Annotated in this window: 10 protein-coding genes and 1 pseudogene; 4 read left to right on the forward strand and 7 right to left on the reverse strand. The window is 38.2% G+C overall.

The features are described from left to right. The 4 genes and pseudogenes from Q0M21_RS09925 to Q0M21_RS09940 form a co-directional block, all read left to right on the forward strand. A pseudogene (locus Q0M21_RS09925) lies at positions 1-320 on the forward strand (urocanate hydratase); the annotation flags it as partial. Between the two features lie 90 nt (positions 321-410). Next, the gene (locus tag Q0M21_RS09930; RefSeq protein WP_295337684.1) at positions 411-944 is read left to right on the forward strand and encodes a DUF4136 domain-containing protein; all 534 of its coding nucleotides are present in this window, start codon (positions 411-413) and stop codon (positions 942-944) included. A gap of 292 nt (positions 945-1,236) precedes the next feature. Beyond that, on the forward strand, positions 1,237-3,000 hold the full coding sequence (locus tag Q0M21_RS09935) for an aromatic amino acid hydroxylase (RefSeq protein WP_295337686.1): 1,764 nt from the start codon (positions 1,237-1,239) through the stop codon (positions 2,998-3,000). Positions 3,001-3,063: 63 nt separating this feature from the next. Continuing rightward, positions 3,064-3,372 (forward strand): rhodanese-like domain-containing protein, encoded by a 309-nt coding sequence (locus tag Q0M21_RS09940; protein WP_295337688.1) that lies wholly within the window; start codon positions 3,064-3,066, stop codon positions 3,370-3,372. A gap of 106 nt (positions 3,373-3,478) precedes the next feature. On the opposite strand, the gene Q0M21_RS09945 is transcribed toward Q0M21_RS09940, so the two are convergent. From Q0M21_RS09945 to Q0M21_RS09975, 7 genes are all read right to left on the reverse strand, one after another. Continuing rightward, positions 3,479-5,812 carry a T9SS type A sorting domain-containing protein gene (locus tag Q0M21_RS09945; protein ID WP_295337690.1) on the reverse strand — a complete coding sequence of 778 codons (2,334 nt, stop codon included), beginning with the start codon at positions 5,810-5,812 and terminating at the stop codon, positions 3,479-3,481. A gap of 210 nt (positions 5,813-6,022) precedes the next feature. Next, positions 6,023-6,670: a response regulator transcription factor gene (locus tag Q0M21_RS09950; RefSeq protein ID WP_295337693.1), complete on the reverse strand. Its 648-nt coding sequence runs from the start codon at positions 6,668-6,670 to the stop codon at positions 6,023-6,025. Positions 6,671-6,907: 237 nt separating this feature from the next. Beyond that, positions 6,908-8,863 (reverse strand): sensor histidine kinase, encoded by a 1,956-nt coding sequence (locus tag Q0M21_RS09955; RefSeq protein WP_295337695.1) that lies wholly within the window; start codon positions 8,861-8,863, stop codon positions 6,908-6,910. 3 nt (positions 8,864-8,866) lie between these two features. After that, the gene (locus Q0M21_RS09960) at positions 8,867-10,759 is read right to left on the reverse strand and encodes a sensor histidine kinase (RefSeq protein ID WP_295337697.1); all 1,893 of its coding nucleotides are present in this window, start codon (positions 10,757-10,759) and stop codon (positions 8,867-8,869) included. 49 nt (positions 10,760-10,808) lie between these two features. Beyond that, complete coding sequence (locus tag Q0M21_RS09965) at positions 10,809-11,090, reverse strand: hypothetical protein (RefSeq protein WP_295337702.1); 282 nt, start codon at positions 11,088-11,090, stop codon at positions 10,809-10,811. 97 nt (positions 11,091-11,187) lie between these two features. Then, a complete protein-coding gene (locus Q0M21_RS09970) occupies positions 11,188-11,715 on the reverse strand; it encodes a DUF6252 family protein (RefSeq protein WP_295337704.1) in 528 nt (175 codons plus the stop codon). 91 nt (positions 11,716-11,806) lie between these two features. Next, entirely contained in the window at positions 11,807-13,234 is a 1,428-nt protein-coding gene (locus Q0M21_RS09975) for a hypothetical protein (RefSeq protein ID WP_295337706.1), read from the reverse strand. Positions 13,235-13,238: the final 4 nt, after the last annotated feature.

Genomic DNA, 13,238 nt, shown 5'->3' on the forward strand with positions numbered 1-13,238 from the left:
GTTTTACAGCCGATATGGCGATTCACAATGTAATTGGCGATAGTTTTCGAGGTGCTACTTGGGTATCTATTCACAATGGCGGCGGTGTTGGCTGGGGCGAAGTAATTAACGGTGGATTTGGTATGGTTCTTGATGGCTCAAAAGCAGCGTCAAGACGCTTAGAATCAATGCTCTTCTGGGATGTTAACAACGGAATCTCACGCAGAAGTTGGGCCAGAAATGAAGGTGCTGTTTTCGCTATTAAAAGAGCTATGGAAACGCAACCTTTGTTGAAAGTTACCATCCCTAATGTAGTTGATGACGAATTGTTAGATTTTTAAGATTATTAGACTGACTTAGACTAAATAATCCTTGTAAATTAATTCAAAATCTGACAATCTAAGAAGTCTAACAATCAAAAAAAATGACATATGAAAACAACTAAAATTTTACCCTTTGTACTGCTACTAGTTCTTGCTTCTTGTAGTTCGGTCAGAGTATATTCGGACTATGACAAACAAGTCGATTTTACACCCTACAAGTCCTATGCGTTCCATAAAACCGGAATTGACAAGGCTGAAATATCCGATTTAGACAAAAAGCGCATTTTACGGGCCATAGATGAAACTATGAGTACTAAAGGATTTACCAAAAGTGACAATCCCGATTTGTTAATTTCATTTTTCACTAAAGAAAGAGAAGAGGTAAACGTAAACCAATTCAATGCCGGTTGGGGCTACGGTTGGGGTTGGGGTTGGAATCCGTTCTTATGGGGCGGCAACACTACGGTAACCCGTCATACCGAGGGGACTTTATATATTGACATCATCGACGCCAAGAAAAAAGAATTGATTTGGCAAGGACAAGGCGAAGGCGTACTTACCAAAGACATAAACAAAAAAGAAGAAGTGATTAAAGAGTTTGTGTCCAAAATTTTAGAACAATACCCACCGCAGAAGCAGTAAAGAGTAAAAAATATAAAAACCGCAATAGAAAAATATTGCGGTTTTTTTTTGCAGATTGCCCTAGCCCGGATGGTAACGGCATCCTTTTTTAATTTGCCGTAATATCAAGAAAAACATGAAGTTAACGAGCAAATTAAAAAAGATATAGTGGACAGCCGGACACAGCTCCTCCATTCGATTTTGCTAAGGATGAGAGTTTTGTTTTTTATGATTTTTATCACACTTGTTTGTTCTAAGATTTGTAAATTTACGGACACAATCTACCTGTCGGCAGACAGGCAAAATTACATTTATGGAAGCGCATTTTGAAAGCAACCCTTTGATTGACAGGTTACCAAAACATTTAAAACAGTTTATCAAACCACAAGATTACAACGATTATACGCCGATAAATCAGGCGGTATGGCGTTATGTAATGCGCAAAAATGTGGATTACCTTTCCAAAGTAGCCCATGAATCTTACTTGGATGGCTTGCAAAAAACCGGCTTGGAAGTGGATTCGATTCCGAATATGTACGGCATGAACCGTATTTTAAAAGAAATCGGTTGGGCTGCGGTGGCCGTTGACGGCTTTATTCCGCCAAATGCCTTTATGGAATTCCAAGCGTATAACGTTTTGGTGATTGCTTCCGATATCCGACAGTTAGAACATATTGAATACACGCCTGCTCCGGATATCATACACGAAGGTGCCGGTCACGCTCCTATTATTGCCAATCCGGAATATGCCGAATACTTGCGTCGTTTTGGGGAAATTGGATGTAAAGCGATTTCGTCTTCGCGTGATTACGAATTGTATGAAGCGATTCGTTTGTTATCGATTTTAAAAGAAGCGGAAGACACTCCGGAAGAAGACATTAAAAAAGCAGAAGATCAAGTAGATTTTTTGCAAAATAATATGGGCGAACTTTCGGAAATGTCCAGAATCAGAAACTTGCATTGGTGGACAGTGGAATACGGCTTAATTGGCACAGTGCATAATCCAAAAATTTATGGCGCCGGATTACTCTCTTCTATTGGCGAAAGCGCTTGGTGTATGACCGATAACGTGAAGAAAATCCCTTACGATATCTCAGCTGCCGATCAAAGTTTCGACATTACCAAACCGCAACCACAGTTGTATGTAACACCTGATTTTGCACATTTGAGCTTGGTTTTGGAAGAATTTGCCAATACAATGGCCTTACGTACCGGAGGTTTATCGGGCATTAAAAAATTAATTGATTCCAAAGCTTTAGGCACTATAGAATTGAGCACCGGAATTCAAATTTCGGGCGTATTTACCAACGTCATCGAACACGAAGGCAAACCGGTTTATGTACAAACTACCGGCAAAACAGCCTTGTCCTACCGCGAAAAAGAATTGGTAGGTCACGGAACCGCTTACCACGCTGAAGGATTTGGTTCGCCTATCGGGAAACTAAAAGGCATTAACTTGGCTATTGAAGACATGAGCCCGCGCGACTTAAGAGCCTACGACATTTACGAAGCGGAAAAAGTAACCTTAGAATTTGAAGGCAACATCAAAGTAACCGGAGAAATCATTACCGGTTCGCGAAATTTGCAAGGAGAAATCATCATTATCAGTTTTAAAAACTGTACAGTAACCCACAACGAAACCGTGTTGTTTTTACCGGAATGGGGAACGTACGATATGGCCGTCGGTAAAAAAGTTATTTCTGCTTTTTCCGGACCTGCCGATGTGAACAGTTTTGACATGATTAACCACGTACCTTCATCACAAACTATCAAAGCCAAAAAATCAGCAGAGCGCGAAGAATTAGAAGGTTTATACCTCAACGTACGAAACATACGTGAAGGCAAACCGGCTGTTATTTCACTAGAAAAAACATTCGAATTGGTCAAAGACAAACATCCGAAAGACTGGTTATTATCTGTAGAAATTGCCGAGTTGTGCGACAAAACCAACAATACTACCTTGTTACACGATGTTTTAGTGCATTTGGAAAAAGTAAAACAAAGTCGCCCCGAGATAGCGCATTTAATTTCAGGCGGACTGGGATTATTTCTGGAAAAAGTAAGCTTACAACACTAATGTAACCTTTGTTACTGCCAGCTGAAGTAGACTAAAATATCTTTGCTGAAAAAAATTTGAATTATGGGACTATTAGACATGTTAGGTTTAGGTGGTAAATCAGAAAGCATCAAAGACTTTGTAACCAAAGGCGCTGTAATTATTGATGTAAGAACCATTGGCGAATTCCGCGAAGGACACATCAAAGGATCAAAGAATATACCTTTAGACACAATAAGCAGTAAAGTAAACGACATCAAAAAGCTCGACAAACCGGTCATTGTGTGTTGTCGCTCCGGAATGCGAAGTGCACAAGCCGCATCCATCTTGAAATCGGCCGGAATTGACGTAATTAACGGCGGCGGATGGCAGAATTTGGAAAGTAAATTATAGTAAAAAGCCCCGAAATACAGGGGCTTTTTAGTTTATGATTTATTTTTAATAACATTGAAAAGAATGTTGCTGACTCCAATATCATAAAAAAACACTATAATTATTTTTATTGAATTATGATTTTTTTAGTCTTAACTTGATTTTCTTTTTGAATTTGAAGCATATAAATCCCTCTTTCCAAATTGACATCCTGACTTATATCCTCAATAGCAAACGTTTTAATTTCTTGACCCAACAAGTTGTAAATCACAACTTTGCTTCCCATAAAACTTTCTGATACTTGAATGGTAAAATTGCCATTGGAAGGATTGGGATAAATACTAATCTGAGCTATTCTAAAGTCAGTATTTCCCAAATCCGATTGGTTTAAAACTCCAAAAGGTGAAAAGCTCGAAATATTAGTTGCTGAAATGGTATAAGGATTTGTTCCTGTTACGATTGAAGACGATTCGCTGTTCCAAGTTGCATTATAGTAATGTCCAACTGCTGCTGTATTTCGGTTAAACAATCCGTTCTCTTGCGTTTGATTCCAGGTGAAGGAAACATTTACATTACTATCACCTGCAATAGCTTCAGATATGTTCCATGTGGTATTCACTGCCCCGCCTGAAGTATTGGAAATTCCGTCCTGAACGTTAACCGAAAAAGTATCGGAAGTTCCTGTGTTTTCAATAGTAATCGGATTATAATTGGTTGCTGTTCCGATAGGCAAATTCACCTGTCCTCTTGTTGGGTTTAGATTTTCTACATTTACGGTTCCTGCACCATTTGTGGCAAGATAATTTGCAGCATTTCCGTTTAGGATTGCGGCATTTTCCCCTTTAAGAATTATATTATTTGCATTCAAGGTAACGCGCGCATTAAGGCTTAAATTCCCTCTGAAGTTCAAATTACCCGTCGTTAAATTTAAAGGAGAACTTACGTTTAGGTTATTGGCAAAAGCATTTGCATCTACATTTATATTAAATCCTGAGGGAATGGTTGCGTCTTCCGTTAGCAATGGTGTTGTCCCGGCATTCCAATTTGAGCCATTACTCCAATTGTTGTTAACCGAATTGTTAAAAGTAAAATCGCCATTAAATTTATACAACTTTACACCACCGCCATTATTAGCAAAAAAATACAAATCGTTGTTGATTTCAAAATAACCGAATGGTGTTGATGGTGCTACACCCGGATTGATGTCAAACGTTTTCACCGTTTGGAACCCATCGCATCGCCAAGGTTCTTTCGCATCCGATCCAAATGCCGCAATACCAGAACTAAACCATAGTGTGTTTTTGAAATTGTAAAAATTTGAAAACTGATTGTAGGCTAAATTCTGAGAGATTACAGAACTGCCGCCTTGTTGATAATTACTCTTGAAAAAAGTTTTTTGCGATTGATTGTAAATATAAATAGATTGTTGGGTCATACCTAGATCCACCGTATTTTGTTCATCGATAACATCAATTGCAGATAACTGTAAAGTACCCGAAGCTGTTCCATCGGTTTTCCATAACGTGATTTTATTACTACCGGAAGTCATTAATTGTTGGAATAAAACGCCACCCGGTACTTCTTTAAACATTAAACCTGTTAAGATATAATTATAATCTGTTCTTGGTGAAGTATTTGCTATTATATGCGTTCCCGCTGTGGTACCGTCAGAAATCCACGGCTCCATTCCGTTAGCAGCATCGTAACCTATAAAAATAAGTTTCCCGTTATAAGCCACCATGGTATTGTATACATACACGGTAAGGCCAGCAGGAAGCGGAATGTTTACCGTTCCCGCTTCTGTACCATTTGTTCTCCAAAGTTGACCGGAACCTGTAAAAAAGTAAACCTCACTTCCCAATCGGGTAAAACCGTCCATTGGAGTACTTCCGGCTCCGGCTGTCATGTCTTTCACCATAACGGTTCCGGAAACAGTTCCGTCTGATTTCCACAATTCATAACCGTTCGAAGTAGTAAATCCGGCAAAAAACATTTCGTTCCCTAAGATGGAATTGTTGCAATATTCAGTGATATCACTACCTAAGTTAAGTGGGTATGAAATTGTGGGATCGAATTTTTTTAGTAAAAAAGTTCCGGCAGCTGTACCATCAGAGCGCCATAATTCGTTGTGAAGGGTATAAGGAGAATAGGAATCGATAACATCCACCTGAATATAGAAAAAATCCTGTGCCGGAATGATTTTCGAGATTAAAGTTGAAACGCCCACCACCGCCAAATCTTTCACTAAAAAGGTGCCGGCATCAGTTCCGTCGGTAACACCTAGTTTTGCCGTGGTTCCTATGTTAAAATAAAACTTATTGTTCCATTTATTGTTTTGCCAAAAAACCTGTTTGTCTGACGTAGGTGTGATACCCGCCGCCGCAACATCTTTAACTATAGCAAGTTGAGCATTTCCGTATAATCCTATCACTAAAAGCAATGTTGTGTAAATTTTTTTCATGATGTTAAATATTTGTATCAAATATCGAACAACAGGAACTCAATAAAAATACGCCATTTGCCCTATTTTTATAATTGGCTATGGCGTAATTAGGTTACAGCTTGATTGGATTTGTTGAAGTTTGAGACGTTTCGAAGCCTTAGGTTTTGGAGTAGATTTTATACTTTTTGGGGTTCCCATTACTCGTGTCCTTAACTAAGGATAAATCAATTATATCAGATTATTACTTTTAGCCTTTTGAATCGCTTCGAGTTTGTTGTGGACTTGTAGTTTATTGTAAATATTCTCGATATGCTTTCTCACTGTAGAAGGCGACAAAAATAAATTATCGGCAATCACATTGTAGTTTAAACCTTTGCTGAGTTGTTCCAGCACTTCCACTTCTCGGGTAGTCAACTTGATTTCTTCCTGACATTTTTCTTCAAAATTTACAGGATTTCTGAGTAGTTTCAGGGTTTTTAATGCGATAGAAGGGTTCATTGCCGCACCGCCGTTGAGCGTTTCTATAATACCTTGATGCAGTTCTTTGGGATTGACTTCCTTTAACAAATAACCATCAGCTCCGGCTTTAATGGCATTGAAAATATTTTCATCGTTATCAAACACCGTCAACATGATGATCTTAATTTGAGGGTATTTGGATTTGATGATTTTAGTGGCTTCAATTCCGTTGCAAACCGGCATTTCAATATCCATCAAAATCAAATCTATACACTTATTTTGCTCGAGTTTCTTTTGTAGATCATTACCATCCACCGCAGTAAACTTCAATACCAAATCGTCGAAAAAAGACAACTTCTCGGCTATTGCTTTTTGCAAAAAAACATTATCATCTACTATGGCAATTTTAATGGACATGGGCTGATTTTGTATAACAAATTTGGCTCTTTTTTTCGAATGTTGGCATATGATTTAAAAAAAGTCCTTTTCAAACGTGCAGATTGGCTTGAATAATCCACAGAATGAAAAGGACAACAATAAAAACAACCTATTGTTTTTTATTAATCAATACCACTTGACTAGTCAAATTTGAGAAAAGTAATGGTAAAAAAAAATACGTCATATGACGTATTTCGCAACTAGTGATGGTCAAGACTATTTTTTTAACCAGATACTGATTATAGTACCTTGGTCGGGTTTGGAAGCCAAATCAAAATCGCCTCCGATATCCTGAATTCGCTTTTGCATGTTGTGAATTCCGTTGCCCATCATGACCATTTCTCGGTCAAAACCTTTGCCGTCATCGGTAATTGTAATTACTATTCCGTTTCCCTCCGGTTCAATACTAACCGAAATATTTTTAGCTTGAGCATATTTGATGCTGTTGTTAATAGCTTCTTGTATGGTTCGGTACAAATTCATCCCCTGAACAGAGGAAAAGGTTTTGCCTTTGAGCGCTATATCAACCACAAAATCAAAACGGATATCCTCTTTAGCTTCCTGAGCTTTCTCCATAAAATTGTGGATTCGCGCTTGTAAATCTTCAAAGGTAATCTCGCTTTTGTTCATCGCCCAAATTGTATCGCGCAGTTCAATGATAGTAGATTTAGCAAAATTACTGATGCCGTTCAACTTGCTGTCGAGTTTGGCATTTTGTATATCAAAGGCGTATTTGATGTTGTCTATAGATGAAATAATGAAGGTTAATTGCGAGCCGATATTGTCGTGCAAATCTCGTGAAATCGCCAAGCGTTGCTCTTGTAATTTGTTTTGGGTTTCGATTTTGGCAATAGCCGATTTGAGTTCAAATTCTTGCTCTTGTTGCTTGTTTTTGAGTTTTAGTTGGCGATACACCAAATAAGTGATAATCAACAAGGCTAACGAGATAAGTCCGAGAATTAAAAATTGGGTTTCCTTTCTTTTGATTTCCAATTCGCGGGTAGCGATTTCAGCTTTGGATTTCTGAATCAGTCTTTCTTTCTTTTCTGTTTGGTATTTGGTTTCCAGCTCGGCAGTTTGTTTTTCGGCTTTACTTACCAACAACTGCTCGTTGAGCATCGCTAATTTTTCGATATAAAAATCAACGCTGTCGGGTTGATTCAAATGAGAATACACTTTAATCAGGCCATTGTAATTCTTTTGAAGTTTTTCGTTATGCTGTGTTTGATCGTAAAATTTTTGAGTGCGCAAAAGCAACTTTTTGGCTTCTTTAAACTTTTTATTGGCTAAAAAATCGGTAGCCATATTTAAATCGAAATTATTCTTATCCAAATCCGAATTAAGTTCTTCTCTAGCCTGCTTTGATTTTTGATACAAAGCCAATGCGTCTTTCGACTTTTTTTGTTCCGACTTAATGGAAGCGATATTGTTAAACCCGCTGGAAATCCCTTTTTTATTGCCTACAGCCGTGCAAGCTTTGACGCTTTTGTCGTAGAATTTTAGAGCGTTAATAGTATCATTCAAATTCAAATAAACATTACCGAGGTTGAGACAAGAAACACACAAATCTTCCATAAAATTGTTTTTCTCCTGATAGGCTATCACTTCTTTGATGTATTGCAGTGCTTTCGGGTAATTTTTTAATTTTAGATGAATTAAACCGATGTTCCCTTTTATGATACCAATATTTTTCTCGTCTTTGATGTTTTCAAAGTACGACAACGCTTCAATAAACGACGCCATGGCGGCTTTGTATTGGTTGGTTTTTTCGTAGATGTTGGCCAAATTATTGTTGATTTTCGCCAAACCTCTGCTATCATTTCGGAGCTTTCTGATTTTGTAAGCCGAAAGGTAATTCGACTTAGAATTGACAAAATCGCCTTTGATAAAATACACCGCTCCAATATCGCTGTACACCTGAGCCATCAAAGTAGAATCGTTGAGTTTCTTAGATTCCGACAAAGCTTTTCCGCCATAATGTAAAGCCGAGTCGATGGAAATTTTGGAGTAATACCAAGTCAAATCAGAGTAAATAGAAGCCGTTTTTTTGGCATCGGGATTTTGTACCAAATCCTTTTTTAACCCATCGATTATGTCTTGGGCATTTTGAGCCAATCCTTGATTCAGCATCCCAAACAGCAAAATCCATAAAACATATTTTTTTAATCTCATAGTTTATAGAGTAATGTTGATTTGAGTTCCTGAAAAAGTGCTTTGGATATGAATCTGTCCATGAATTTCGGCAATGCGCTTTTGCATGTTGAGCAAACCATTGCCGTATTCAATCTTGGTTACATCGAATCCTTTTCCGTTGTCACTGATTTCAATGGCAATATGGTCTCCTATCTTTTTTACCTTAATGTCGATATTCTTGGCTTCGGCATACTTGATACTGTTGTGAATCGCTTCCTGAATGGTACGGTAGATGTTCATCCCTTCGATTGAACTGAAATTGCGGTCTTTCAAATCACTGTCGACAAAAAAATTGAACTGTATTTCATTTTTCACCTCTTTAGCCTTGTCGACAAAATTGTGAATTCGGGTTTGTAAATCTTCGAACGAAATTTGGCTTTTATTCATGGCCCAAATCGTATCCCGCAACTCTACAATAGTGTCTTTAGCAAAACTGCTGATATTTCCCAGTTTGGCGCCGAGTTTGTCATTTTGAATATCAAAAGCGTATTTGATATTGTCGACCGAAGAAATGATAAAAGTGAGTTGCGAACCGATATTGTCATGTAAATCCCTGGAAATAGCCAAACGCTGCTCCTGAAGTTTGTTTTGGGTCTCGATTTTAGCGATGGCCGATTTGAGTTCAAACTCTTGTTCCTGCTGTTTGATTTTTAATTTTTGTTGGCGATAAACCAAATAAACGATACAGAGCAACGCAAAAGAAATCAGCCCTAAAATTAAAAACTGCATGTTCTTGTTTTTGATTTCGATTTCGCGTTCTCTGATTTCAGCCTTCGATTGCAGCAATTGTTTTTCTTTCTTCTCGTTTTGGTACTTGGCCTCTAACTCGGAAAAGGTTTGCGCACGTTGTACCTCAAAGACGGAATCTCTTAGTTTGATATAATTTTCTTGGTCTTGTACCGCTTTATTCCATTGCTTTTGATTTTTGTGGAATAGTGCACGTTGCCAATACAAGTCGCGAAGTTTTTCGGCATTAGCACTTTTTTGGGCAAACCAATAAGCTTTATCAAAAAGTTTTTCAGCTTCGTTTACATTGCCCAATTCAGAGGCAATAGTAGCTAAATTGGTATAATTCGTAGCCCTTTCGTAATAGTAGTTCACATCAGTAGCACCCTGATTAAGCTCAAAATTTTTATCATTAATTTTCAAGGCGGAAGTAATCCAACGTTTGGCTTCTTTGAATTTTTTCTGTTTTAATAAAGTATTGCCAATATTATTGTAAGTATCACCAACATACAATGTATCTTTTCCTTTGTAATATTTAAACACTTGTTTGTGATAGTACAAGGCGCTGTCGGGTTTGTTCCAGTCGTCAAAATTGATGGCAATGGCATTTAAAGCGTTGCATATCATGTCCGGACTTTTCTCTTTTTGACTTACCCAGAATTTCAGGGCTTTTTTCCCGTAATAAACACCTTTAGGATAACTTTCAAAATCGTGATACGTTAACGAGAGCATGGCGTTGAAAAAAGCAATCCAGTTTTCCCTTTTTTCTCTTTCGGCTATGCGAATACCTTTCAAGCAATAGTCCACAGCTTTGTCGTATTGTCCTTGTTTGCGATAAACTTTAGACAAATTATTATGTACTGTTAACAACGATGGTATGTCGTTCCCGGGCTGTAAAAGTTTTAAAGCGCGATTACCATAAACTACAGCACTATCCAATTGATTGTAATCTGTACAACGGGCGTTTTTACAGAAGTAATATTGGCCTTCATCGGCCTGCGTTTTAACAAGTCGTTTGGCCACTTTAAAATAATAATCCGATGAATCTTGTGAAGTAAAAGCTTTGCCCAAGGTTGTTTTTAAATCTTGAGCCGGAGTCATTACCGACAAGAATAAACCGATAAAGAGGAAATAGTACTGCTTTTTCATTCGGATATAGTATACCATAAATGTAGTGAAAATGTTAAAATTTTCAATATCACTTCTCTTTTTTCGGCGTTGATTCTTCAAATAACTGATAATTTAACTCGAAGATATTGCGACTTAAAGCAGCATTAACTTCTTTCATCTTCCCTTTTAAATCGTCTGAAAGTTGAATTTGAAGCGATTGGTTTTTGCAATCTTCATTGAGTTGTATCATCAATTGCTCCAGAGGTTCTAACTTGGAGGCAAAAGCATTGCGTTCGGAAAACATCTTGTACTGAAGATAAACAATGAGTCCGATGAGCACCAAAAAAACAGCTATCAAAAAAAATGTCATATCGATTTGGATGTAGCCTGTAAAATTGCGTTAAAAATGAAGCAAAAAAAATACGGCATACGCCGTATTTTTTTCTGTGACAAACAGGTTTGATTGTTTAGTTTGATGAGAAATTAACGTTAAACGCACCGTTAGTAACTACTTTGGTGTCTTCTCCGGCTTGATTTTTACCTGTAAAATTAAATGTTCCTTTTACGTTAGTTTCAGAAATCTCGGTAACAGTTACTGTACCGGCTACTCCTGAATTTTCATACGGCGCTGCCCAAACCAAAGAGTTCATCGGATCACTAATATTACTTTCGATATAACTGGCTACCGTAGAAATGGCAGCATCCTCGCTGATTTCGTAAGAACCAAGTCCGTCGTAACCGGTAATCACAATTTGAATGGCTTTTCCCGAAGCGTCACTTCCTTGAACGATGATAGAGGTAAGTCCGCCAATTACTTGTCTTGTGGCAAATGTTCCCATTTCCATTGAAGTATAGTTTGATCCTGCGACTTTGGCTCTAATTGTTCCTAAGGTTGCATTGCTTCCGCCGCCGCCATTGTCATCACTGCTGCAAGACGTAGTTAAAGATACAAGGGCAATGGCAAAAAATAATCCGATTTTTTTAATAGTTTTCATGTTTATATAAGGTTAAAGTTAATAGTACAAATATTGTGTAATCTCAAAAAGCAATCAATACGCCATTTGCCTTATTTTTCTTATTACCAACTTAATCCCTTTTTAAAAGAATGGTTTTTGGCAAAGCCACAAACTTTAAAATATTGGTTTCATTTTGACTGGCTATAAAGTATAATATTTCGTTTTTTTCATCGTAAAAAGGCAGTCCGTCAAAATCATCTGAATTGACTTTGCTCCCCAAATTGATGGGCTCAGACCAGTTCTTCCAACTCTCATCCAGGCGATGAGTCACAAAAATGTCGTAACTGCCAAAAGTGCTGAAACCGTTACTAGCAAACAGCAAAGTTTTGGTATCTGACAACAGTTGACACATGCCTTCATCGGCTGCCGAGTTGATTATCTTACCCATATTTTGAAGAAAACCGTAAGTACCGTCGTCCGTTTGTTGCGCAAAATACAAGTCGCTCCCGCCTTGGGAAAAATCGGTTTCAATACCCATAATCAAGATTTTTTGATCCGGAGTCAGTTGGGCTTCGGCAGTATCATTGTAATTATTGTAAGCGGCAACATTAAGCTGTCCCTGATTGGTATAAATCCCGTTTTTTAGAGTAAACAATTCAAAACCGGTTTCGGTAGTACCGCGAGTATAAGCAGCTCCGCCTTTCAATAGTAGCGCATCGTTGATGCACCATAAATGATTGTAATACTGGTTAGCATTGAGTGTAGGCTCCAACTTCTTGTTATCCCATTGCCCGGCAGCATTTTTAGTAAAAGTATAGATTTCAGTTTTGGGATTGCCTACAGCAGTGATGTAAAGCGTTTTTCCATCGGCAGAAATCGATCCGCTGGAAGGCTCTAACCCTTGTAATTCGATGGTTTTCGCATAAGGCAACGATTCAAAAGCCGTTGTTGTATTTACCGTTGGCAGTATAGGCGTATCGCTATCCGAAATCCCAATCGCATCAATCTCTTTTTGACCGGGAAGTAATGCAAAGTTAAACTCAACGCGAACCGCAACGACACCGGAAACCGCTTGCTCTAAAATAGCGTATTCCACGCCCGGATTAACCACATCGGGTGCTTCCTGAATTTTTCTTCTTTTGCGTTTGAAATAGTAATTTCGATCGGCAGGAATCGTGGCTTTAAAAGTTGGTGTTTTGTAGTCTTTCTTTCTACCCCAAACCGTTTCATATTTGCCGTTGCCTCTGTCTACTGCAATGCGAACCACACAACCCGCATTTAAGTTTTCAAAAACAGCCACTTGCTTTACCGTTTGCGGTTTTTCAAAACCAACTTCAACCCATTCGTAACCGTCCAGCGCTTTTTTGGGCATCCAGGCATTAGGACTGGTACCTCCTTGCGGGAAAGCATCGGGTTTGCCCAATATTCTTTTGATGCTGTTTTGTTTTCCGCCCAAATCGGAGGAATATTTTATCAATTTATGCGCCCATTGTATTTGTTGAGCCGAAGCCATTCCGAAGCCCAACAAAAACGCCAATAACATTGTACTTTTTTTCATAGTA

The sequence above is a fragment of the Flavobacterium sp. genome (genome assembly GCF_024710485.1).
GTDB lineage: Bacteria > Bacteroidota > Bacteroidia > Flavobacteriales > Flavobacteriaceae > Flavobacterium.

Excerpts from the sequence above, each read along its gene's own strand:
- Q0M21_RS09975 (WP_295337706.1), bottom strand. The coding sequence starts at position 13,234 with ATGAAAAAAAGTACAATGTTATTGGCGTTTTTGTTGGGCTTCGGAATG.
- Q0M21_RS09970 (WP_295337704.1), bottom strand. The coding sequence starts at position 11,715 with ATGAAAACTATTAAAAAAATCGGATTATTTTTTGCCATTGCCCTTGTA.
- Q0M21_RS09940 (WP_295337688.1), top strand. The coding sequence starts at position 3,064 with ATGGGACTATTAGACATGTTAGGTTTAGGTGGTAAATCAGAAAGCATC.
- Q0M21_RS09930 (WP_295337684.1), top strand. The coding sequence starts at position 411 with ATGAAAACAACTAAAATTTTACCCTTTGTACTGCTACTAGTTCTTGCT.
- Q0M21_RS09935 (WP_295337686.1), top strand. The coding sequence starts at position 1,237 with ATGGAAGCGCATTTTGAAAGCAACCCTTTGATTGACAGGTTACCAAAA.
- Q0M21_RS09965 (WP_295337702.1), bottom strand. The coding sequence starts at position 11,090 with ATGACATTTTTTTTGATAGCTGTTTTTTTGGTGCTCATCGGACTCATT.
- Q0M21_RS09945 (WP_295337690.1), bottom strand. The coding sequence starts at position 5,812 with ATGAAAAAAATTTACACAACATTGCTTTTAGTGATAGGATTATACGGA.
- Q0M21_RS09955 (WP_295337695.1), bottom strand. The coding sequence starts at position 8,863 with ATGAGATTAAAAAAATATGTTTTATGGATTTTGCTGTTTGGGATGCTG.
- Q0M21_RS09960 (WP_295337697.1), bottom strand. The coding sequence starts at position 10,759 with ATGAAAAAGCAGTACTATTTCCTCTTTATCGGTTTATTCTTGTCGGTA.
- Q0M21_RS09950 (WP_295337693.1), bottom strand. The coding sequence starts at position 6,670 with ATGTCCATTAAAATTGCCATAGTAGATGATAATGTTTTTTTGCAAAAA.